Raw genomic sequence first — 22,501 nt, forward strand, 5'->3', positions numbered from 1 at the left:
CTCGTGGGTTGGCCGTTACGCGCCTGCGGCGTGAAGGTTCCTGTGACCCGCTACACAGGACCTGGAGGAGAAGGCCATGCCGAGTCCCGGACGCGCCGCCGCCCCCGGGCAGAGTGCCGACGAGGCACCGCCCAGGCGCAAGAAGCCCATCTACCGTCACCTGTACTTCTGGGTGCTCGTCGGTATCGCGCTCGGCATCGCCGTCGGTCTGCTCTTCCCGACCTGGGCCGCGGACATGCGCTGGCTGGCCGACCTGTTCATCAAGCTCGTCAAGGTCGTCATCGCCCCGACCATCTTCTGCACCGTCGTCGTGGGCATCGCCGGTCTGGGCAACCTGGCCAAGGCGGGCGGGCTGGCCCTGCGCACCCTGGTGTACTTCACCGCGCTGACCGTGATCGCCCTGGCCATCGGCCTGATCACCGTCAACATCATGCGTCCGGGCGTGGGCCTGAACGTGTCCTTCGACGAGGCCGACGCCGCGGACACCATCGCCGAGGCCGAGGCGGGCGGAACCGGTTTCTCCGGCTTCATCCTCCACATGATCCCCGACTCGTTCTTCTCCGCGTTCGTGGACGGCGAGCTGATCCAGGTCCTGGTCCTGGCCATCCTGGTCGCCTGCGCGCTGACCATGCTCGGCAAGCGCGCCGAGCCCGCCGTCCGCGCCCTGGACACGATGTCGCACATCATGTTCGGCGTCATCAAGATCGTCATGTACGCGGCGCCCGTCGGCGCCTTCGGCGGCATGGCCTTCACCATCGGCGAGTACGGCGGCCAGGTGCTCAGCAGCCTCGCCTACTTCATGCTCAGCTTCTACGTCACCTGCGTCCTGTTCATCGTCGTCGTCCTGGGCGTCGTCAGCCGCCTGGCCGGGTTCAGCCTGTTCCGCCTGGTGCGCCTGATCCGCGACGAGCTCCTCATCGTGCTGGGCACCTCCTCCAGCGAGTCGGTGCTGCCGCGCATGATGACCAAGCTGGAGGCCGCCGGCGCCAAGAAGTCCGTGGTGGGCCTGACCATCCCGACCGGGTACTCCTTCAACCTGGACGGCACCGCGATCTACATGACCATGGGCGCCATCTTCATCGCCCAGGCCACCGGTTCGGACATCTCCGTCTGGACCCAGGTCGGACTGCTGCTGTTCATGCTGCTCTCCAGCAAGGGCGCGGCGGGCGTCAGCGGCGCCGGTCTGGTGACCCTGGCCGCCTCGCTGGCCGCGTTCGGCGACGTGATCCCGCTGGCGGGCATCGCGCTCATCGTCGGCATCGACCGCTTCATGTCCGAGGGCCGCGCGCTGACCAACCTCATCGGCAACGCCGTGGGCACCCTGGTCATCGCCCGCTGGACCGGCGGCCTGGACCGCGAGCGCCTCGCGCACACGCTGAGGAACCCGAACAGCATCGACATGGACGCCCTCATGAGCTACGACAGGCCCGCCGAGGGGGCCGACGGGGCCGCGGAGGCCTCCGGCACGGCCGGGGGCGACGGCTCGGACGCCGAGGCGACCGCAACGGCCGACTCCGACCCGGCCGACGGGGACGTGCGGACCGCCGACTCCTCCGGCGGGGAGGACGGGGACCGGCGCACCCCCGTGGGCGCGCCGCGCGGCTGACCCCGGGCCGCGGCGCCCGAGCGCGGTCGCGGCTCGCCGCGGTCGGCGGCCGGTCCGCCCCGCCGACCGCGGCTCCGGACCGCGGGCCGGACGCTCCCAGCCCGTCCCCCGGCCCGCGCCCGGTGCCCGTACGCCTCCCGTCCCCCGTACGGGCACCGGTTCCCACCGCCCCGGACGGACCGCCGGGTCCGTCCGGGGCGGCCCGCGTCCGGGGCGGTCACCCCCCGGCCGGTCCGCGCCTCAGGTAGCGCACCCAGTTCACCGCGACGCCGCCGACCGCGGCCGGACACGCCGCGAGGATGAGCGAGGACAGGATCCACTCCCGGGAGCCGTCGGGGCCGTAGACGCGGTTGGCGGCCCCCGCGTCCACGGAGGGGATCCGCGCACCCTCCCGGCAGGTGTCGCGTCCGGCCGCGTGCAGGTAGACCCCGCGCGGCTCTCCTCCCCCGGCGCTGGTGAAGGTGCCGTTGCAGACGCACGACTCGTGCCCGGGGTGCTGGACGCACGTGAGGCTCGACGCGGTGAACACACCCGGCACGCCCTCACCGCGCGCCGCGCGCAGCCCCTGTTCCAGTCCGGAGAACCCCACGTAGGCCACCACGGCGACGAGGACCATCAGGACGACGGAGAACTGCGGTGACGGGCGCCGGGCGCTCCGGGCGGCGCGGCCCCCGCCGAACCCGCCGCCGTCCGAACGGGCGTGGCCGGAACCGGCGGCGCCGTGGTCGTTGTCGGAGGTCTCGGCGCCACCGCAGATGTCAGCGTCCCCCATACCGGTGTTCCTCATGCCGGTCACGCCCTCTCCCGCTCGTCGTCACTCACCCCTGCGGACCCCTCGTCCGCGAGGTCGGCGCCCGTGCCGCGCGGCAGGTTGAAGGCCAGCAGCCCGGCGACGGCGCACAGGGCGGCGGCCATCAGCCACACCGGGCCGTAGCTTCCGCCCACGTCACGCGTGAAGCCGCCGAAGACCGCCATCACCCCCGCGCCGACCTGGTGGACGGCGTTGACCCATCCGAAGACGATGGCCCCGTCCGCGCCGAAGACCCGACGGCACAGCAGGATGGTCGGGGGCACCGTCGCGACGTCGAGCAGACCGAACACCACCACGAAGGCCACCATCGCCGCCCCTGTGTCCGGGCCCAGCAGCGCGGGCAGCGCCGCCAGGAGGGCGCCCCGCCCCGCGTAGTAGGCGACCAGGAGCGCACGCGGGTCCACCCGGTCGGTGAGCCACCCGGACAGGACCGTCCCCACCAGGGAGAACACACCGATCGTCGACACCAGCGCCGCGGCGACCGTGACGGCCATCCCGTGGTCCTGCGCGGCGGGCACGAAGTGGGTCCAGATGATGCCGTTGGTGGTCGCGCCGCACACCGCGAAGGTCCCCGCCAGGAGCCAGAACCGGCGGCTGCGCACCGAGGAGGACAGGACGTCCACGGTCCGGCGCGCCGCCCCCCGGTCCGCCCGGGGCCGCTCCACGAAGACCGGGGAGCCGTAGGGGCGCTGCCCCAGATCGGCCGGGTGGTCACGGAGCACAAGGGCGACGAGGACGATCATCACGCCCGCCGTCAGGGCCAGGGTCACGAGGGCCGGACGCCATCCCTGGTTCTCGACGATCCACGCCAGAGCGGGCAGGAACACCATCTGCCCGAAGGCACTGGCCCCGGTCAGGGCGCCGATGACCAGCCCCCGGCGTTCGACGAACCAGTTGTCGGTCACGGTGGCGGCGAACGTCATCGCCAGGGACCCGGTGCCCGCGCCGATGAGCATCCCCCAGTAGAGGGTGAGCTGCCAGGCGGTGGTCATGACGGTGGTGAGTCCGGCGCCCGCCACGACGGCCCCCAGAGCCACCAGGGCGACGCGGCGGATACCGAACCGGTCCATCAGCGCGGCGGCGAACGGAGCGATCAGACCGTAGACGACCATGTTGACCGAGGCCGCCGTGCCGATCGTTCCCCGGGACCACCCGTACTCGGCGTGCAGGGGATCGGTCAGGATCCCGGGCATCGCGGCGAAGGCCGCCGCGGCCACGATGGTCAGGCACGAGACCAGTGCGATCGGCCACGCGCGGTGGAACGGGGTACGTGCGGGCTTCCCCGCGGAAGCGGTGTTCTCGACCATGACCCCAGCCTCCTTCGCGGGCCCCTCCCCCGACAGTGTCCCGAAAGACAACATGCGCAAGAATCGGGCCATGAGGATCTTCTCGCGTCCCGACCGCCACCGCGTGGCCGTCCTCGTCCGCGACGGCCTGCTGCCCATCGAGTCGGGCAGCGTCCACCGCCTGTTCGGCCAGGCCCGGGGCGCCGACGGGAAGCCGCTCTACGAGGTCGTCACCTGCGCGCTGGAGCCGGGGGAGGTCAGCACCGACGCCGACTTCACGATCAACGTGGCCCACGGGCCGGAGGCCCTCGACGAGGCGGACACGGTGATCCTGCCCGCCGCCGACGAGGACTACGGCGAACGCCCGCACGCACCCCTCGCACCGGCTCTGGCCGCGGCCGTCGCGCGCATCCCGCCGACCGCGCGCGTGGCCTCGATCTGCACCGGTGCGTTCGTGCTCGCCGCGGCCGGGCTCCTGGACGGGTGCCGCGTGACCACCCACTGGAAGTCGGCGGGCTACTTCCGCGCCATGTACCCGGGCATCGACCTGGACCCGGACGTGCTGTACACCGACAACGGGCGCGTGCTGACCGCCGCCGGGGTCGCCTCGGGCATCGACCTGGGCCTGCACATGATCCGCGTCGACCACGGCGCCGCCGTGGCCAACGAGGTGGCGCGCAGTACCGTCGTCCCGCCCCACCGCGACGGCGGCCAGGCCCAGTACATCCGCCGTCCCGTGCCCGCGCCGGAGCGCGCCGCGACGGGCCGGGCGCGCGCCTGGGCCCTGGAACACCTGCACCTCCAGCCGGGCCTGCGGGAGATGGCCCTCCAGGAGTCCATGAGCGTGCGCACCTTCACCCGCCGTTTCCGCGACGAGGTGGGGCTCTCGCCCGGCCGGTGGATCGCCCAGCAGCGCCTGGACCGGGCCCGGCAGCTACTGGAGGAGTCGGACCTGCCGGTGGACGGGGTCGCGCACGAGGCGGGCTTCGGCACGGCGGCGTCGCTGCGCCAGCACATGCACGCCGAACTGGGGGTGTCCCCCAGCGCCTACCGGCGCACCTTCCGGGGCGCACCGGACGCGGTCTGAACCCGTCCGGGGCCCGGAACCCCTGACCGGGGACGCGGGCGGCGGACCTCCCCCAGCGGGGGCGCCACCGGGGATCATCGGTACGGCACGCGGAACCGGGCGCGGGACGGACCCGTGCAAGGGCGGGGCGCGGGCGCGGAAACGCCCGTGGCCGCGCGGTCCGCGGCGTGAGGGGGCCCGGAACGGGTAACGGGGAACCGTGGGTTCCGCGCCCACGCCCCGCCCCTCACCCCGGAAGGCCCCCCGTGAAGCTCTACGCCGAGTACCCCGTGCGCGCGTTCCTCCAGTTCGCCTCCGACCTGCTCGCCGCCGCCTGGGTGTACGCGTGGGTCGGCGCGGCGCTGGCGCTGCGCGAGACCCTCATGGCCCTCAGCCGTCCCGGCGAACTCATGGTGAGCACGGGCGAGGGCTTCAGCGAGCACATGAACGCCGCCGCCGAGCAGGCCCAGAAGGTGCCCCTGGCCGGGGAGGCCCTGTCCACCCCGTTCACCAGCATGAGCGAGACCGGCGAGTCCCTCACCTCCGCCGGGGTCTCCTTCCAGGAGACGGTGGCCTCGCTCGCGCTGGCCCTGCCGCTGCTGACCGCCGTGCTCCCGCTGCTGCTGCTCGCCGCCACCTGGTTGCCCCTGCGCGCCCGGTGGGTGCGCCACGCCAGCGCCGCCAAGCGGCTGCGCGGGCTCACGCCCGAGGCCCGGTCCCGGCTGCTGGCCCTGCGCGCCCTGACCTCGGCCTCCCCGTCCCGGCTGGCCGGCACCCACGAGGACCCGGCGGGCGCCTGGCGCTCCGGTGACCGCGGGGCCGTGGACGCGCTGGCCGCCCTGGAGCTGCGCCGTCTGGGCCTGCGCCGGATCTGAGGCCCGCCGCACCCCGCACCCCGCACCCCGCACCCCGCACCCCGCACCCCGCACCCCGCACCCCGCACCCCGCACCCCGCACCCCGCACCGACGAGGGTCGTCCCGGCCCCGCGTGGCGGCGGACCCCGTCCCGGTCCCGGCCGGGTGGCGGGCCCAGCCGGGTGGCGGGCCCGGCCGGGTGGCGGGCCCGGCCGGGTGGCCCGGAGATGGCCCCATCCGGCCACTCCGGACCGCGCGAACGTCGTCGCCGCTTCCTAGGCTGGATGGCCACACTCCCGACCCCCGGAGCACGCATGCACCTGACAGCGCTGTTGGACTTCGACGCCGTCCCCCGGGACACCGACGACACCGTGTCCGTCCTGGTCGACATCACCGCCCCCGAACGCGAGGAGGACACCGGGCGCCCGCCCGCGACCCTCCAGGTCGTGCTGGACCGGAGCGGGTCCATGGGCGGAGGACGCCTGGACGGCGCGGTGCGCGCGCTGCTGTCCCTGGTGGAGCGGCTCGCGCCCTCCGACAACTTCGGACTCGTGTCCTTCAACGACCAGGCCCGCGTCGAGGTGCCCTGCGGGCCGCTGGAGGACAAGGCGCGGGTGCGCCGCCTGATCTCCGGGCTGCACGCGTCGGGGGGCACCGACCTGTCCAGCGGGCTGATGCGCGGTGTGCAGGAGGCCCGCCGCGCCGGAGCCGACCGGGGCGCCACCCTGCTGCTGATCTCCGACGGGCACGCCAACCAGGGCGTCACCGACCACGACCTGCTCCGGCAGGTGGCGGCCGACGCCTACTCCCACGGGGTCACCACCACGACCCTGGGATACGGCCTGGGCTACGACGAGGAACTGCTCGGCGCGGTGGCCGACGGCGGCGCGGGCAGCGCCCTGTTCGCCGAGGACCCCGACACCGCGGGCGGCCTCATCGCCCAGGAGGCCGAGTACCTGCTGGCCAAGACCGCTCAGGCCGTGTCGCTGCGGGTTCCGTCCGGTCCGCTCCTGCGCGCCGTCTCCGTGGTGGGCGAGATGCCCTCCCACCGGCTCGCGGACGGATCGGTGGTGGTCGAACTGGGCGACTTCCACTCCGGGGAGCGGCGCCGCCTGCTGCTGCGCCTGGAGGTCTCCGGGTTGTCCGCGCCGGGCACCGTCGCCGCGCTGGAGGTCACCTACGCCGACCCGGTCACGCTGGCCAGCCGCACCGTGTCCCTGCCCGTCGAACTCGGCGTGGTCGCGCGGGACGCGGCCGACGAGCGGGTGCCCCGGCCCGAAGTGCGCGCCGAGGAGGTCCTCCAGCGGGCGCAGACCGCCAAGAGGAGGGCCAGCGAGGCCATGCGGCGGGGCGACCGCTTCGGCGCCGCGGGTCTGCTGGAGGAGGCGCGGACGGACCTGGCCGACCACATGCCGGAGGCGCCCGCCGGTGCCTCCGGTGCGCCTGCGGCGGCTCCGCCGCCGGAGGTGCTCGCGCAGATGGAGGAACTGCGGCGGATGGCGGGGATGACCCGGTCCGGCGACGCCTCCCGGGTCTCCAAGTCGCTGTACGCGAGCCAGGCGGGCTACTCGCGCAAGAGCGGCCGTCAGCGGCCGGGGGCCGCACGGGACGGCGGGCAGCGGACCGGAGGGGACGGGGACCGGGCGGAGCAGGACCCGACAGGCGGGGCCCGGGACGGCGCTTCCGGTCCCGGTCAGGGCCCCGGTCCGGAGGCCGGGGGCGGCGGCCCCGGCCGGCGCTCCGGTCGCGGTCGCCGCGGTCGCCTCATCCGGGGCCAGCAGACCGACGGCGGACGCCCCACCCCCGACGGGGGCGCCCCTCCCCCGAGGGAGCCCTGAGGCGGCACCGCCCGGGTTCCGGGCGCGGCCGGGAGAGCAGTCGGGAACGGCGCGCCGGGAGGGACGGCGCGGTATCCACCGGGTCGGGCGCGGCCGGGAAGCGTCCCGCCACGCGGACGCCCCGGGGAGGCGGTGCCTCTCCGGGGCGTCGGGTGCCGTCGCGCGGGCCCGGCCCGCGGCGCGGTCAGCGTTCGGCGTCGGCCAGCGCGGTGCGCACCGCGCCCGGGAGCTTCTGCTCCAGGAAGCGGGCCATGTCCTCCTCCTGGTGGAGGATGGCGGTCAGCTTGAGGGCGATCTGCTCCTCGCCGAGAGCGCGGGCGCCCTCGATCAGCGCCCGGTAGGAGGCGATCTCGAAGTGCTCGGCGGCGTAGTCGGAGAGGGCGTTCTTGACCATGGTGTCGCCCGCGGGCTTGTTGGCCATGCCCTGCACGGAACCCATCATCCCGGCCAGGGCGCTCTTGACCTTGGACACGCTGCCGCCCAGGGCCTCGATACACCCCTTGACCGTCTCGGCCTGCTGACGGGTCTCATCGATGTGCCGCGTGATGCGGGCGTGGACCTCGGGGTCCTTCTCCGCGTCCTTGGCGTGCCTCTCGAGCGTCTCCTCGAGGGACTTCTCCATCGAGTAGGCGTCGTTGAGCCAGGCGATCAACTGCTCGCGGCTGTTCACACCGTTCCCCTTCGTTCGTCGTGTCGCTCAGGCCTGGGCCCGCGACTACCCCCGGGGGTCCGGCGACAAACGTCAGGGCACCTGGTAGGAGGAGTCGCGCACGTCGGTGATCGCCATGTGCCCGGGGGCGTGGCCGATGGCGAACTCCGGGGCGGAGGCCGTCACGGCCGCCTGCGGGGTGACCCCGCACGCCCAGAAGACCGGGATCTCGCCGGGGCGCACCTCCACCGCGTCGCCGTAGTCGGGGCGGTCCAGGTCCTCGATGCCCAGCGCGGCCGGGTCGCCCACGTGCACGGGGGCGCCGTGGACCGCCGGGTAGCGCGAGGTGACGCGCACCGCGTCGGCCACCCGGTCGGCGGGGATCGGCCGCATGGAGACCACCAGCGAACCGCTGAACCGGCCCGCGGGGCGGCAGGGCCGGTTGGTGGCGTACATGGCCACGTTGGTGCCCGCCTCGATGTGGCGCACCGGCACACCGGCCTCCAGCAGGGGCGTCTCGAAGGTGAAGCTGCACCCGATGAGGAAGGCCACCAGGTCGTCGCGCCACAGGTCGGTGACGTCGGTGCGCTCCTCGACCATCTTCCCGTCGCGGTAGACCCGGTAGGCGGGCAGGTCCGTGCGCAGGTCGCCGTCGAAGACGGAGGCGTCCACCTGCCCCGGCTCGGTGACGTCCAGGACCGGGCAGGACTTGGGGTTGCGCTGGGCGAACAGCAGGAAGTCGAAGGCCGCCTCGCGGGGCAGCGCGATGAGGTTGGCCTGCGCGTAGCCCGCACTGTAGCCGGAGGTGGGGACGCGCATGCCGTCGCGGAACAGCGCGCGGGCCTGGGACGGGGAGAGGTCGGCCGGAGAGGTCATCGGTGCTGCCTTTCGTTCCGGGTGGGACGGACGGGCGGTGTTCCCGCGCGGCGCGGCGGCCCGCTTAGGTGCGCAAGCCCGGTCCGCGGTCGTTTCGGGGCCCCGCCGCTCCGGCGGGGCCCGGCCGATCAGAGGGTGAAGCGCAGGCGGGTGCCGGGGCGCGCCTGGGCCGCCCTGGGCAGGTCCGCCGAACACACGACGGCCACCACCGGGTAGCCCCCGGTCACGGGGTGGTCGGCCAGGAACAGCACGGGCTCCCCGCCCGGCGGGATCTGGAGCGACCCCGCGACCATGCCCTCGCTGGGCAGCTCGCCGGAGCGGGCGCGTTCCAGGACCGGGCCGGACAGCCGGGCGCCGACCCTGTCGCTGCGCGGGGTGACCTCGTAGGCGGACGACAGCAGCGTGCGGACGGCCTCCTCGGTGAACCAGTCCTCGCGCGGGCCGAGGACCACCCGCAGGACCTCCTCGGGTCCGCCGCCGGGCGGCACGGGGGCGTGGTCCGCATTCGGGAAGTCCGCGGGCGCGGGCCCGACCGGCAGCAGGGCGCCGGGCACGAGCAGGTCGGGTCCCAGCCCGGCCAGGACGTCGGTGCTGCGCGAACCCAGGACCGGCGGGACGTCCACCCCGCCGCGCACGCCCAGGTAGGAGCGGAGTCCGCGGTCGGGCAGGCCCATGGCCAGCTCAGCGCTGTCGGGCAGGTGCAGCACCGTGTTGGCGGCGGCGCCGCGCCCGTCCGCCCGCAGCGGGGCCTCGGCCCCGGTGACGGCGACGGTCACCGGCCCGCGGGCCCGCACGCGCAGCCCGCCCAGGGTGGCCTCCAGGGCGGCGGCCCCCGGGGGGTTGGCGAGCAGGCGGTTGGCCAGGGCGTAGGAGCGGGCGTCGGCGGCGCCGGAGCGGCCCACGCCCAGGTCGGCGTGGCCGAAGCGGCCCGTGTCCTGGACCGTGGTCATGGGCCCGGTGGCCACGACCTCCAGGGCCGACCGCCCCCCACCGGCGGTCGGGGCGTACGTCGCGGTCGCCTCGCGCGGTTGCGCCACCGATCCCCGACCCGACACCGCGTTCCTTCCCCGTCCCTGTCCCTGCCGCTGTTCCCGCCCCTGTTCGCGGGCGGGTTCCGTCCGTGCCGGTCCGACACGCGTACTCATGAGGCCTCCGCGTCGGTGAAGCGCACGCGCACCCCCGGCCGCAGCAGGCCGGGCGGGTCGCGGTCCAGGTCCCAGATCGGGGCCTCGGTGCGGCCCAGCAGCTGCCACCCCCCGGGGGAGCTGCGCGGGTACACCCCCGCGAACTCCCCCGCCAGGGCCACCGAACCGGCGGGCACGCGGGTGCGCGCCTCACCGCGCCGGGGCACGTTCAGGCGCGGGTCGTCGCCGACCATGTAGCCGAACCCGGGCGCGAAGCCGCAGAACGCGACCGTCCAGGTGGCGCTGGTGTGCGCCTCGACCACCCCGCGCGGGGTCAGGCCGGTCAGTTCGGCGACGTCGTCGAGGTCCTCGCCGTCGTAGAACACCGGGATGGTGACGGTGTCGCCGGAGTCCGGTCCGCTCCCGGGTGCCAGCGGCAGTCCGGTGACCGCGGCGGCGACCCCGTCGGGGTCGGTGCCGGTTTCGATCCGCAGCAGCAGCGTGCGGGCGGCCGGGACGACGTCGGTGACCCCGGGGATCGGCCTGGCCCGGAGCGCGGCGCGCAGCGCGATCACCTCGGCGAGGTCGGCGACCTCCACGAGCACACCGCTGTCGGCGCACGTCAGGACACGCACGGCGCCTCCTCGGCGGGGGCGGTGGGCCCCACCCTCCCGGCAGGGGTCACGCGGCCTCCCCGGTGAACGGCGCGAGGGTGACGCCCTCGGCGCGCAGCCGGTCGGCCACGGCCCGGGCGATGTCCACCGCGCCGGGGCTGTCGCCGTGCACGCACAGGGAGTCGGCCTCGATGACGATCCGGCTGCCGTCCACGGCCTCGACCGGCTCGCCGTGGGCGATGCGCAGGCAGCGCTCGGCGATGGCGGCCGGGTCGTGCAGGACGGCGCCGGGCTCGCGGCGCGAGACCAGCGTTCCCTCCGGGGTGTAGGCGCGGTCGGCGAAGGCCTCGCGGTGCGTGGGCAGCCCGGCCTCCTCGGCCAGGCGCAGGAACTGCGATCCGGGCAGGCCCAGCACGGGCATGGCCGGGTCGAACTCGCGCACCGCGGCGACCACGGCGGCGGCCTGCTTCTCGTGGTGCACGATCGTGTTGTAGAGGGCGCCGTGCGGCTTGACGTAGCGGATCCGGTCCCCGGCCAGGCGGGTGAACGCCGACAGCGCGCCCATCTGGTAGACCACCTCGTCGGTCAGCTCGGCGGGCGGCACGTCGAGGAAGCGGCGGCCGAACCCGGCGAGGTCGCGGTAGCCCACGTGCGCGCCGACGGCCACTCCCCCGGCCGCCGCGTCGAGCGTGGTGCGCCGCAGCACGGACGGGTCACCGGCGTGGAAGCCGCAGGCGACGTTGGCGCTGGTCACGATGGACAGCAGTGCCTTGTCGTCGCCGAGTTCCCAGCGGCCGAAGCTCTCGCCGAGGTCGGAGTTGAGGTCGATGCGCAACGTCGGTGCTCCTCGTTCTTTCGTGTTGCCCCTTGCGGGGTACCCCTACCCCGCCCGGGTGGCGGTCCGGGCGGGGCGGGGGCGGGGGACGGTGGCCGGGCGTGCCGTGCGGGCTACTGCCAGAGGTCGGCGATGCCGCCCAGGGAGCCGATGGCCATGTACACGGTGAGCGCCCAGGCGGCGACGCCGATGACGATCAGCCAGCGCGGGTAGCGGTACCCGCCCAGCAGGTCGCCGGAGCGGCGGGCCGCGACCCACAGCAGGATGCCGAGGCCCACCGGCAGGATCACGCCGTTGAGGGCTCCGGCCAGGATCAGCAGCGTGTTCGGGGCCTGCCCGGACAGCAGCAGGATCGCCAGCGAGACGCCGATGAAGACGGTGACCAGGAGGCCCCGGCGCTTCTCCAGCCACGGGTGGAAGCTCGTGACGAAGGAGATCGAGGTGTAGGAGGCGCCGATGACGGAGCTGACCGCCGCGGCCCACAGGATGACGCCGAACAGGCGCACGCCGACCTCGCCCGCCGCCTGGCGGAAGGCCTCAGCGGAGGGATTGGCGGACGCCAGGATGTCGGCGCCGCCCGTGACGACGCCGAGGATGGCCAGGAACAGCACTACGCGCATGACGCCGGTGACGATGATGCCGGTCACGGAGGTCTGCGTGATGGCGCGGACGTTCTCGCGCCCGCCCTGGCCCGCCTCGACGAGGCGGTGCACGCCCGCGTAGGTGATGTAGCCGCCGACGGTGCCGCCGATGATGGTGACGGTGGCCAGGAAGACGTCCGCGCCGAACCGCTCGGGCAGGACGGCCTGGCGCAGTGCCTCGCCGACCGGGGGCTGGGACACGACGGCCACGTAGACGGTCAGCGCGATCATGGCCACGCCCAGCACGATCAGGACGCGGTCCAGGGCCGCGCCCAGCCTCTTGACGGCCAGGATGACCACGGCCAGGACCGCGGACAGGGCCGCGCCGAGTTGGGTGTCGAACCCGATCATGGCGTTCAGGCCCAGGCCGGTGCCCGCGAGGTTGCCGACGTTGAAGATCAGGCCGCCGAAGACGATGAGCGCGGCCAGCAGGTAGCCCGCGCCGGGGACGACCTTGTTGGCCAGGTCCTGGGCTCGGGTGTTGGCGACGCCGATGACGCGCCAGATGTTCAGCTGGACCGCGATGTCGACCAGGATCGAGATGAGGATGGCGACCGCGAAGGTCGCGCCCAGTTCAGCGGTGAACGTGGTGGTCTGGGTGATGAAGCCGGGGCCGATGGCGCTGGTGGCCATGAGGAACATCGCACCGAGCAGGCTGCTGCTGATCGCGATCCGCCCGACGCGGGGGCGCACCTTCGGGGGTGCGGGGGGTGTGTCACCCATGGGTCACTCCAAGGGGTCCGGATGCGGGTCGGTGACGCGATAACCGACCGCGCCATCGTTGGATTGTTGAACGATACTTCAATCCAACGAGACAGGTAAAGATCCGGTATGTAAAAAACCCAGGTCACCTGTGTTGCAGGAGGGTCTCTTCGCCCCGCCTTGCCCAGGAGAACCGTTGGAGGAACCTCCGAAAGGGGCGTCCGCGAGCCCGTGGGCGGAGCCGCGCGGGGCCGCGCCGCGGTCCACCGGTCCGATGAACCGACTTCTGTGGGCTCCCCGCCCTCCCGGGAGTGCTCCGCGTCAGTGACAATGAAATAACAGACGCCAGTCCCCTTAAGGAGCACCTGTGACGGCCACGGACGCCCGCACCGACCGGACCAGCGGCCGCACGCGCCTCCTCCCCCCGCTGCCCACGCAGGCCGAACGGGTCGCGGAGCTGCTCCGCGAGTCCCTCATCGACGGCGTGTACCCGCCGGGACAGCGCCTGTCGGAGGAGCGGCTGTGCGAGGAGCTCGGGGTCTCCCGCAACACCCTGCGCGAGGCGTTCCGACTGCTGGTGCGCGAGCGGCTGCTGGTGCACCAGATGCACCGGGGGGTGTTCGTCGGCCTGCCGACCAGCGAGGACGTCCGCGACCTGTTCAAGGCGCGCCGCTCCCTGGAACTGCCCGCTCTGCGGGGGTCGGCGGCCCCGGACGAGGAGGCGGTACGGCTGGTCGGGGCGGCCGTGGACGAGGGCGAGGCCGCGCGCGGACGCGAGGACTGGTGGCGGATGGGAACGGCGAACATGCGCTTCCACCAGGCCGTGGCCGGGCTGGCCGGGAGCACGCGGGTGAACGAGTTCATGAGCCAGGTGCTGGCCGAGACCCGGCTGGTGTTCCACGTGATGGACGCGCCCCGGGAGTTCCACGCCCCGTACCTGGACTGGAACCGCAGGATCCACACCCTGCTTGCCTCCGGGGACGCGGCCGGGGCGGCGGACGAGCTGACGACCTACCTGGAGACCTCGGAGGACCAGCTGGTCACCGCGTTCACCGCCATGGAACGGCAGCGGGGCTGACCGCGGGGCGGGCGGCGGGCCGCGCCCCCGCCGGACGCGCGGCGCGGCGGCCCTCCCCCTCCCCGCAGCCGGACGGACCGCCCTTCCGAACAGCGGGAACACCCCCCGCAGCCCCTCCGACGGGGGGTGAAGGGCCCGCGCCGGAGAGCCGTCCTACCTTGAGGCCATGACGAAATACGCGTGGATGTACCGTCTCGGCCTCACCCCCTGGGAGCGCTACGGCGCCGCGGGCGGGACGGCGCAGCTCGGCGCCCTGCTCGACCGCGAGACGCGGGCGCGTGCGACCGGCCCCGGGCGGGCGCTGGACATCGGCTGCGGACGCGGGCAGTTCACCCCCGAGCTGGCCCGGCGCGGCTGGGAGGCGGTGGGCGTCGACATCGTGCCGGAGGCCGTGGAGGCCGCCCGCCGCAGGGGCCCGGCGGAGGTCTCCTACGTCGTCGGCGACGTGACCGGCCTCGAATCCTCCGGCCTGGGCGCCTTCGACCTCTTCCTCGACATCGGCTGCTTCCAGGGCCTGGACGCGGACCAGCGGGCCGCGGAGGGGCGGGGGGTGACGGCCCTGGCCGCGCCGGGGGCCGCCCTGCTGATGCTCGCCTTCGGCCCGTCCCGGTACCGGCGGCTCGTCGAGGGCGTCGCGCAGGCGGAGATCGAGGCCGCGTTCCCGGGGTGGGAGCTCCTCACGGCCGAGGACGCGGGGACCGACGGCCTGGGATGGCCGATGAACCGGACCTCACCGCGGTGGTACCGCTTCCGCCGCACGACCGGCTGACACGGGCCCCGGCGGCCGGGTCCCGACCCGACCGGCGCGGTGCGCCGCCCGACCCGGTTCCGGTGGGGGAAACCCCGATGGCGCGGATACCGGAATGCCATGATGGACACCTCATGGAACTGAACGGACGCCCCGTCAGCACCGGGGAACTCGCGGGCCTCGCCCTGTACGGCTACGGCCACTTCACCACCATGCTCGTCACCGACCTGCGCGTCCGCGGCCTCGACCTGCACATGGAACGCCTGAGCAACGACTGCCGCACCCTCTTCGGCGTCGAACTCGACATCCCCCGGGTCCGCGAGCTCGCCCGGCGCTCCGCGCGCGCCCACCCCTCCCCCTCGGTGGTCCGCGTGACCGTCTTCGACCCCCACATGGACCTGGGCCGGCCCTCCGCCCGCCAGCTCCCGCAGATCCTCGTCAGCACCCGTCCCGCGCCGGAGAACGCCTCCCCTCCCCCGGTCCGCCTGGGCACCCGCCTCTTCACCCGGGACACCCCGCAGGTCAAGAGCACCGGCCTGTTCGGAGCGCTCCGCCAGCGCCGCGCCGCCCAGTTGGACGGCTACGACGACGCGCTGTTCATGGGCGTGGACGGCCGCGTCTCGGAGGGCCCCACCTGGAACATCGGCTTCCTGGACGGCGGCGGCCTGGTCTGGCCGCAGGCCCCCTGCCTGCCGGGGGTGACCACGGCGCTGGTCAGCCGGGCCGCCGAGAACCTCGGCATCCCGGTCACCACCCGGCCGATCGCCTCGGCGGCGAGCACCCGTACGGCGGGCGCGTTCATCACCAACGCCACCGCGGGCGTGCGGCCGGTGGCCGCCATCGACGGCGTCCACCTGCCGCAGGCCGCGCTGGTGCGCAAGTTCGCCGCGGCCTACGCGGACCTGCCCGGAGACGCCCTGTAGCGGCCTCCGGAGCGCGCACACGCCCCGCCCCGCCGTGTGCGCCCGACGAGCGCGCACGACGGGGCCGGGTCCGGGGTTACGGGGCCGACCCGGCGTCAGCGCCCGGCGGGTTCGCCCTCCTCGGCGTTCTTCGGGGCGCGGCCCGCGCGCCCGGGCCACCACACGCGGGACCCGACGTCCAGGGACAGCGCGGGCACCAGCACCGTCCGCACGAGCAGAGCGTCCACCAGCACGCCGAACGCCACCAGGAAGGCCAGCTGGAGCAGGAACAGCAGCGGGATCACCGCCAGGGCCGCGAAGGTCACGGCCAGCACCACCCCGGCGGAGGTGATCACGCCGCCGGTGACGGTCAGCGCGCGCAGCACGCCCTCGCGGTGCCCGTGCAGCAGCGTCTCCTCACGCGCCCGGGACATGAGGAAGATGCTGTAGTCGATGCCCAGCGCCACCAGGAACACGAACGCGAACAGCGGCACCACCGGGTCCGCGCCGGGCAGGCCGAGCACGTGCTCGAACAGCAGCGTTCCCACGCCCAGCGCCGCGGCGAAGGACAGGACGTTCACGGCCATCAGCAGCAGCGGCGCCACCAGGGAGCGCAGCAGCGGGATGAGCACGAGGAAGACCACCACGAGCACCAGCGGCACCACGACCACGAAGTCGCGCTGGGCGGTGTCCAGGGTGTCCAGGTCGGTGGCGCTCACCCCGCCGACCAGGGCGTCGGTGCCCTCGACGGAGTCCAGTTCGGTCCGCAGGTCGCGCACCGCGTCCACCGCCTCGGCCGACTCGGGGCCGACGGTGAGGACCACCTCGACCAGCACCCGGCCGTCCTCCACCAGGGGCGGCAGGTCGGCGCCGGGCGGGCCGGGCTCGGTCACCGGCGCGGCCCCGTCCACGACGGGCAGGCGTTCGGCGGCCCGGACGACCTCGTCCAGGTGGTCGGCGTCGGCGACCACCAGGGCGGGGGCGGCGCTGGCGTCGGAGCCGAAGCCCCGGTCGAGCGCCTCCTGGGCGTCGACCGCCTCCACCTCGGTGCGGAAGACCTCGGCCTGGCCGGTGCCCCCGGCGTCGAACTGGGGCGCGAACACGGCCGCGGCGGCCAGGACGGCGGTGGTGACGATCCAGTACAGGCGCGGCCTGCGCGAGACGGTGGTCGCCAGGCGGCCCCAGAACCGGTGGCTGGCCACGACCTCGTCCAGGGTTCCGTCCGTCCGGCCGCCGCTGTGCGGGGCCACGGGCCAGAAGGCGGCGCGTCCGCACAGGGCGAGCACGGCGGGCAGGAAGGTCATCGCCGAGAGCAGGGCCGCGACGACGCCGATGGCCACCACGGGGCCGAGGCTGCGGGTGGAGGCCAGGTCGGCGGCGAGCAGGCAGAGCAGGCCGAGGATGACGGTCCCGCCGGAGGCCAGGACCGGACCGGTCACGCCGCGCACGGCAGCCGCGACGGCCTCGGGTACGCGGTCGCGGACGGCCAGTTCCTCGCGGTAGCGGGCCACGAGCAGCAGCGCGTAGTCGGTGCAGGCGCCCACGACCAGGATGAACAGGATGCCCTGGCTCTGACCGTTGAGGCTGACCAGGCCGGTGTCGGCGGCCAGGTAGACCAGTGCGCCGGACAGGCCGAGCGCGAGGAGGCAGGCGAGGATGACCAGCACCGGCAGCAGCGGCGAGCGGTAGACGGCCACGAGGATGATCAGCACGGCGGTGATGGCCACGATCAGCAGCGTGGAGTCGATGCCGCCGAAGGCCGCGGCGAGGTCGGCCGCGAAACCGGCGGGGCCGGTGACCTGGACCTGGAGCCCCGGCACGGGGTCGTCGGCCAGCACCGCGCGCAGGTCCTCGACCGCGTCTCCGGTGTCGGCGGCCGGGTCGAGCAGCGCCACGAACTGGGCGACCGAGGGGTCCTCGGTGCCGGGGATCGGGCCGACGACGGAGCCGGAGACCCAGGGCTCCCCGCCCACGCGCTCGGCGACCGCGGCGATGTCGGCGAGTTCGCCCTCTCCGAGCGCCTCGCCCCCGTCCTCCCCGGCGTCCTCGCGCGAGTAGACGACGACGGCCGGGACCGCCTCCTCCCGGTCGAACTCCTCGGCGATCCCACTGACCTCGGTGGACTCGGCGCCCACCGGCAGGAACGCGCCCGGGTCGTTGGTCTGCACCTCGCCGAGCCTGCCCAGGAACATGCCCAGGGGCCCGGCGCCCGCCAGCCACACCAGGGCGACCAGCAGGGCCGCTCCGATCCACCAGCGCGACCGCCTGGCAGGTGGTCTGCCGTTGTCCTTGTCCACGTTCGGGATCCCTCTCACACCGTCAGCTTGCTCGAAATTTGAGCATCTCGCTTTTCGAGTTACTTTCGGCATGACCCTACCCCAGTCCGCTCCCGCCATGCGCCCGCCCCCGCCCGGCGCGGATGTGTCCCCCGTCACCGCCCGTCGGCGGTGCGGTCGGGCGCGAACGCCGTCGGCCCCGGTCCGCGCGGACCGGGGCCGGGGAGGCGGGTGTCAGCGGCGCGCGTGCGCCCCCCGAGGGGCCGCGCGCTTCGAGGACGCCCGTTCCCGGGAGGCCTGTTCCGCGGCCGCGACGATGTTGTCGGCCATCGCGCCGAACACGACCCCGTGGAAGGGCGTGACGGCCTTCCAGTACAGGTGCCCCAGCAGGCCGCGCGGGTGGAAGAGCGCGCGCTGGCGGTAGACCGTGCGTCCGCGCACGCGGGCCACGCCCAGTTCGAGCCAGGCCGGTCCGGGCAGGCGCATCTCCGCCCGCAGCCGCAGCAGCTCGCCGGGGACGACCTCCTCCACCCGCCAGAAGTCCAGGGAGTCGCCCACCCGCAGCCGCTCCGGGTCGCGCCGCCCCCTGCGCAGGCCCACCCCGCCCACGGCCAGGTCGATCCAGCCGCGCGCGGCCCAGGCCAGCGGCCAGGAGTACCAGCCGTGTTCGCCGCCGATGCCCTCGACGACCCGCCACACCGCCTCCGTTCCGGCGTCGACGTACCGCGCGCGCACGTCGGTGTAGAGGCTGCCGCCCGCCCAGGCGGGGTCGCTCGGCAGGGGGTCGGACGGGGCGCTCGGCCAGGCGGCCGAGGACCAGCGGGTGTCCACCCGCGACTCGTCCACGCGGCGCAGGGCCAGCTCCACGGCCCGGTCGAAGCCGATCCGGTCGTGGTCGTCCAGCAGTTCGGACAGGTCGTCCTCGCCGACGACCGCGTCGTGGCGCAGCGACTCCACCAGCGGCCGGGCGATCGCGGGCGGCACCGGCGTGACCAGGCCGACCCACAGGCTGGACAGGCCCGGCGAGAGCACGGGGACGGGGACGATCAGCCTCCTGGCGATCCCCGCCGCCCCGGCGAAGCGCTGGATCATCCGGGCGTAGGAGAGCACCTCCGGGCCGCCGATGTCGAAGGTCCGGTTGGTCCCCTCCGGGAGTTCGGCGCAACCGACCAGCAGCCGCAGCACGTCGCGCACGGCGATCGGCTGGACGCGGCTGCGCACCCACCGGGGCGTGGTCATCACCGGCAGGCGCTCGGTGAGGTGGCGCAGCATCTCGAAGGAGGCCGAGCCGGAGCCGAGGATCACCGCGGCGCGCAGCACGGCGGTGGGCACGCCCGACTCCAGCAGGATCCGGCCGACCTCCTCGCGCGAGGCCATGTGCGCCGACAGGCCCTCCCCGTGCGGCGCCAGTCCGCCGAGGTAGACCAGGCGGGTCGTGCCCGCCTCCCGCGCCGCGCGGGCGGCGTTGCGGGCGGCCCGGGCGTCGGTGCCCGCGAAGTCGCGCCCGCCCGACATCGAGTGGACCAGGTAGTAGGCGGTGTCGATGCCCGCGAACGCCTCGGCCAGGCCCTCGCCGCTCACCGCGTCGCCCCGGACCACCTCCACGCGGTCGCGCCAGGGCTGGTCGCGCAGCTTGTCCGGGGTGCGCGCCAGACAGCGGACGCGGTGCCCGGCCGCGAGCAGCTCGGGCACCAGGCGCCCGCCGATGTAGCCGGTGGCCCCGGTGACCAGGACGGACTGACTCATCCGGTCGCACCGACCACGCCGTGGCGGCGCTCGCGTCGCCGCGCGCGCCTGCGGCGGTACGGGTTGTCCTCGGGCAGGCCGCCGCTGACCCGGCCGTACATGCCGAAGGTCATCACCATGATCCCGACGACGAAGCTGAAGATGACGTTGGGCATGGAGAAGGCCAGGATGTTGGGCCCCGCGCTCATCAGGTAGAGGTTCACGAGTCCGCTGGCCACGAACCCCACGCCCACCACAGTGCAGACGGTGGAGGCGAACGAGCCGCCCAGCACGGAGGCGCCCAGCAGCAGTGAGCCGATCGCGACGGACACGAAGCTCAGCGCGCCGTTGGTGGACAGGCCCGCGATGACCTCCCCCTGGGTGTCGAAGAGCGGGAGCCTGACCACCAGCCCCGCGATGCCGAAGCCCATGAGTACGAGTCCGGTGAGTCCGGCGCCGACACGGTAGACCACGCTGAGACGGCGGTCGGCCGGGCGCCTGGTGTCCAGATCCATGGTGCTGCCCCTTCCGGTGTTCTCCCAGCTAGAGTTCTACGCGTGTGGTGCGCGACACAAGACGCACCGCTTTCGCAACGCTTGGGGCGCCATGGCCGACGCACTGACCCCCGGGGCGACCGCGCGTCTGCTCGGGGTCTCGCCCTCCACGCTGCGCAGTTGGGACCGGCGCTACGGTGTGGGGCCGCGCGAGCGCAGCCCGGGCGGGCACCGCCGCTACTCCCCCGCCGACGTGGCGCGCCTGCGCGAGCTGTGCCGCCTGGTCGGCGAGGGCCTGTCGCCCGCCTCGGCGGCGGAGTGCGTGCTGGACCCGGCCCGCGGGGGTTCGGCGTCCGCCGCCGCGCCGCGCGTTCCCCGGCAGCGGGGCGCGGGGGTCGGCCGGGAGGAGACGGAGTCCTCCGGGGAGGGAGCGGAGGCCCCCGGGAGGCGCGCACGGTCCCGCTCGCGCCCGGGCGGGGACACCCTGCCGCTCGGTCCGGCCGGGCCCACCCTCCAGGGGATCGCCCGCGCCGCCATGCGCATGGACGCCGAACTCGTGGAAGCACTGCTGGAGGAGGCGCTGGACGAGCGCGGCGTGGTGGCGGCATGGGAGGACCTGGCGATGCCGCTGCTGTACGGGATGGGCCGCAAGTGGGAGGACACCCGGCGCTACGTGGAGGTGGAGCACCTCCTGTCGTGGTGCGTGTCCTCGGCGCTGCGCCGCGTGGCCGCCCCGGCGGACACGGACGCGGCGGGCCGTGCCACGGTCCTGGCCTGCGGCCCCGGCCAGATGCACAGCCTTCCGATGGAGGCGCTGGCCGCCGCGCTGCGCGAACGGGGCGTGCCTCGCCGGGTGCTGGGGCCGTGCACGCCCGTGGCGGCGACGGTGCGGGCGGTGCGCCGCACGGGTCCGCGCGCGGTGGTCCTGTGGTCCCACGCCGGGAACGCCGACGACGTCGCGGCGCTGCGGGCCGCGGTGCGCGCGGCGGCGGAGTCGGCCCAGGCCACCGCCGTGTACACGGCCGGACCGGGCTGGCGGTCGCTGGGCGCGGCGCCGGGCCTGTCCGCCGGGCACCTGGGCTCGCTCACCGACGCCGTGCGGACCCTGGCCCCCGGCTGAGGCTGTTCGCGTCGGCCCCGGCACCGGCCCCGCGCAGCGCGTACCACGCCTGGTCCAGGCTGGTCAGCGACATGGCCGCGACCGGTGTGCTCAGGCCCATCGCCAGTTCCCGGGACAGGCGCGAACCGCCGTCCAGGAAGGCCAGCACGTCCCCGAGGCGGTTGGCCGCGAACAGCCCGGCGAAGAACTCCGCTCCCCGCACCCGCCCCGTGTCCAGGGCCCGCAGCATGACCGCGTCCATCGCCAGGTGGCGGCGCCGGTGGGGCACCGGCGGCACCGGGACCCGCCCCCGGGCCAGCGCCCGCGCCACCGCGGCCGTCTGTCGCCGCACACCGCTGAACGTGTACCCGGTGGAGGGCCGGGTGGCGCCGCCCGCCGTCCCCACCCGGAACACGCGCCGCCCCGCGCGGGGCCGGAACCGCGCGTCGGTCATCGGGATGACGCCCTGCTCGGCCGCGGTCACCTCCACGTCCCCCAGCCCGAGCAGACCGCAGTAGTCCTTGAGCGCGCGCTCGTACTCGGGGGTCGTGAGCGCCTCGCGGCCGAACTCGGTGTACTCCACCAGCGCCTCGCGCGACGACAGCGGCAGCACGTAGCCGAAGGCCACGCCGTTGGCGGGCTGGGGAGGGCGCAGGTCCATGAGCACCGCCGAGGCGGGGTCGAACGCGTCGTCGGGCGTGCGCACGAACCAGCCGCGGAAGTGCTGGAGCAGGTGCGTGCGCCCGCGCGGGGCGGGCCGGGGCAAACGCGAGTCGAACACCCACGAGGCGGTCAGCGCACGCTCCCCTCCCCCGGGTCCGGTGCCCCGCACCACGGCGTGCTCGGCGCCGTCGGCGACCCCGGTGACCAGCACCGGGAGCTGGTCCACGTGTTCACCGGCCGAGGCGCGCACGTGCGCGTCCACGTCGGCCGACCGCAGCATCTTGTACACGTAGGGCGCCGCCGAGGAGTCGTGGGAGGCCCCGTCAGGCCCCACCACGGACAGGTCCTCCCAGCGGGCGGCCAGCAGGTGGTCCCACGGCCCGCCGTCGGGCTCCCAGAAGCACCAGGTGCGGGGCGGAGGGGTGTGCGGTCCGGGGGGCGGTTCGACCAGGGCGACCCGCAGCGGTCGGCCACGTCGGTCATTGACCCCGCGGAGCTGGTGGGCCAGGGTGAGCCCAGCGGCTCCCCCGCCGATGATCGCCACGTCGTAGTCGGCCATGCCCCCAGCATGCACGGGAAGGGCCGCGCCCGCACGCGAACACCCCCCGGGAGG

20 protein-coding genes are annotated in these 22,501 nt (G+C 74.8%); 8 read left to right on the plus strand and 12 right to left on the minus strand.

Annotation, left to right across the window (positions count from 1 at the left end):
* Positions 1-76: 76 nt before the first annotated feature.
* Entirely contained in the window at positions 77-1,606 is a 1,530-nt protein-coding gene (dctA, locus tag AC0VX6_RS21690) for a C4-dicarboxylate transporter DctA (protein WP_274974417.1), read from the plus strand.
* Between the two features lie 217 nt (positions 1,607-1,823).
* Here the strand turns inward: dctA and AC0VX6_RS21695 are convergent, their stop codons facing one another.
* Positions 1,824-2,378 (minus strand): hypothetical protein, encoded by a 555-nt coding sequence (locus AC0VX6_RS21695; protein WP_475465848.1) that lies wholly within the window; start codon positions 2,376-2,378, stop codon positions 1,824-1,826.
* Between the two features lie 20 nt (positions 2,379-2,398).
* A complete protein-coding gene (locus AC0VX6_RS21700; RefSeq protein ID WP_274974418.1) occupies positions 2,399-3,724 on the minus strand; it encodes an MFS transporter in 1,326 nt (441 codons plus the stop codon).
* Between the two features lie 70 nt (positions 3,725-3,794).
* On the opposite strand from AC0VX6_RS21700, the gene AC0VX6_RS21705 reads away from it, so the two are divergent.
* From AC0VX6_RS21705 to AC0VX6_RS21715, 3 genes are all read left to right on the plus strand, one after another.
* Positions 3,795-4,790, plus strand: coding sequence for a GlxA family transcriptional regulator (locus tag AC0VX6_RS21705; protein WP_475465849.1), 996 nt, complete (start codon positions 3,795-3,797; stop codon positions 4,788-4,790).
* 245 nt (positions 4,791-5,035) lie between these two features.
* Positions 5,036-5,644: a hypothetical protein gene (locus AC0VX6_RS21710; RefSeq protein WP_475465851.1), complete on the plus strand. Its 609-nt coding sequence runs from the start codon at positions 5,036-5,038 to the stop codon at positions 5,642-5,644.
* 294 nt (positions 5,645-5,938) lie between these two features.
* Complete coding sequence (locus AC0VX6_RS21715; RefSeq protein ID WP_475465852.1) at positions 5,939-7,462, plus strand: vWA domain-containing protein; 1,524 nt, start codon at positions 5,939-5,941, stop codon at positions 7,460-7,462.
* Positions 7,463-7,646: 184 nt separating this feature from the next.
* Here AC0VX6_RS21715 and AC0VX6_RS21720 read toward each other — a convergent pair whose 3' ends face one another.
* The 6 genes from AC0VX6_RS21720 to AC0VX6_RS21745 all read right to left on the minus strand — a co-directional run bounded on the left by AC0VX6_RS21720 (position 7,647) and on the right by AC0VX6_RS21745 (position 12,924).
* Positions 7,647-8,132 carry a YciE/YciF ferroxidase family protein gene (locus AC0VX6_RS21720; RefSeq protein WP_274974422.1) on the minus strand — a complete coding sequence of 162 codons (486 nt, stop codon included), beginning with the start codon at positions 8,130-8,132 and terminating at the stop codon, positions 7,647-7,649.
* 72 nt (positions 8,133-8,204) lie between these two features.
* A complete protein-coding gene (locus AC0VX6_RS21725; RefSeq protein ID WP_475465854.1) occupies positions 8,205-8,987 on the minus strand; it encodes a putative hydro-lyase in 783 nt (260 codons plus the stop codon).
* Positions 8,988-9,115: 128 nt separating this feature from the next.
* Entirely contained in the window at positions 9,116-10,042 is a 927-nt protein-coding gene (locus tag AC0VX6_RS21730) for a 5-oxoprolinase subunit C family protein (RefSeq protein WP_475465856.1), read from the minus strand.
* 86 nt (positions 10,043-10,128) lie between these two features.
* A complete protein-coding gene (locus AC0VX6_RS21735) occupies positions 10,129-10,746 on the minus strand; it encodes a 5-oxoprolinase subunit B family protein (protein WP_475465858.1) in 618 nt (205 codons plus the stop codon).
* A gap of 46 nt (positions 10,747-10,792) precedes the next feature.
* On the minus strand, positions 10,793-11,560 hold the full coding sequence (locus tag AC0VX6_RS21740) for a LamB/YcsF family protein (protein ID WP_274974426.1): 768 nt from the start codon (positions 11,558-11,560) through the stop codon (positions 10,793-10,795).
* Between the two features lie 113 nt (positions 11,561-11,673).
* Positions 11,674-12,924, minus strand: coding sequence for an NRAMP family divalent metal transporter (locus tag AC0VX6_RS21745; protein WP_274974427.1), 1,251 nt, complete (start codon positions 12,922-12,924; stop codon positions 11,674-11,676).
* Between the two features lie 346 nt (positions 12,925-13,270).
* On the opposite strand from AC0VX6_RS21745, the gene AC0VX6_RS21750 reads away from it, so the two are divergent.
* The 3 genes from AC0VX6_RS21750 to AC0VX6_RS21760 all read left to right on the plus strand — a co-directional run bounded on the left by AC0VX6_RS21750 (position 13,271) and on the right by AC0VX6_RS21760 (position 15,652).
* A complete protein-coding gene (locus tag AC0VX6_RS21750) occupies positions 13,271-13,981 on the plus strand; it encodes a GntR family transcriptional regulator (RefSeq protein ID WP_274974428.1) in 711 nt (236 codons plus the stop codon).
* Between the two features lie 184 nt (positions 13,982-14,165).
* The gene (locus AC0VX6_RS21755) at positions 14,166-14,750 is read left to right on the plus strand and encodes a class I SAM-dependent methyltransferase (protein ID WP_274978214.1); all 585 of its coding nucleotides are present in this window, start codon (positions 14,166-14,168) and stop codon (positions 14,748-14,750) included.
* A gap of 113 nt (positions 14,751-14,863) precedes the next feature.
* Complete coding sequence (locus tag AC0VX6_RS21760; protein ID WP_274974429.1) at positions 14,864-15,652, plus strand: aminotransferase class IV family protein; 789 nt, start codon at positions 14,864-14,866, stop codon at positions 15,650-15,652.
* A gap of 95 nt (positions 15,653-15,747) precedes the next feature.
* Here the strand turns inward: AC0VX6_RS21760 and AC0VX6_RS21765 are convergent, their stop codons facing one another.
* The 3 genes from AC0VX6_RS21765 to AC0VX6_RS21775 all read right to left on the minus strand — a co-directional run bounded on the left by AC0VX6_RS21765 (position 15,748) and on the right by AC0VX6_RS21775 (position 20,147).
* Positions 15,748-17,928 (minus strand): MMPL family transporter, encoded by a 2,181-nt coding sequence (locus tag AC0VX6_RS21765; RefSeq protein ID WP_475469413.1) that lies wholly within the window; start codon positions 17,926-17,928, stop codon positions 15,748-15,750.
* A 213-nt stretch (positions 17,929-18,141) separates the two neighbouring features.
* Positions 18,142-19,653 (minus strand): SDR family oxidoreductase, encoded by a 1,512-nt coding sequence (locus AC0VX6_RS21770; RefSeq protein ID WP_274974430.1) that lies wholly within the window; start codon positions 19,651-19,653, stop codon positions 18,142-18,144.
* A complete protein-coding gene (locus AC0VX6_RS21775) occupies positions 19,650-20,147 on the minus strand; it encodes a DUF4383 domain-containing protein (RefSeq protein ID WP_212643113.1) in 498 nt (165 codons plus the stop codon). The genes AC0VX6_RS21770 and AC0VX6_RS21775 overlap by 4 nt, the downstream gene beginning before the upstream one ends.
* 91 nt (positions 20,148-20,238) lie before the next feature.
* On the opposite strand from AC0VX6_RS21775, the gene AC0VX6_RS21780 reads away from it, so the two are divergent.
* Complete coding sequence (locus AC0VX6_RS21780) at positions 20,239-21,246, plus strand: MerR family transcriptional regulator (protein ID WP_475465862.1); 1,008 nt, start codon at positions 20,239-20,241, stop codon at positions 21,244-21,246.
* Here AC0VX6_RS21780 and AC0VX6_RS21785 read toward each other — a convergent pair.
* Positions 21,212-22,447, minus strand: a complete 1,236-nt coding sequence (locus AC0VX6_RS21785; protein WP_475465864.1) for a lycopene cyclase family protein — start codon at positions 22,445-22,447, stop codon at positions 21,212-21,214. The two genes, AC0VX6_RS21780 and AC0VX6_RS21785, sit on opposite strands and share 35 nt — an antisense overlap.
* Positions 22,448-22,501: the final 54 nt, after the last annotated feature.

Source organism: Nocardiopsis sp. iso_25 (assembly GCF_056173305.1).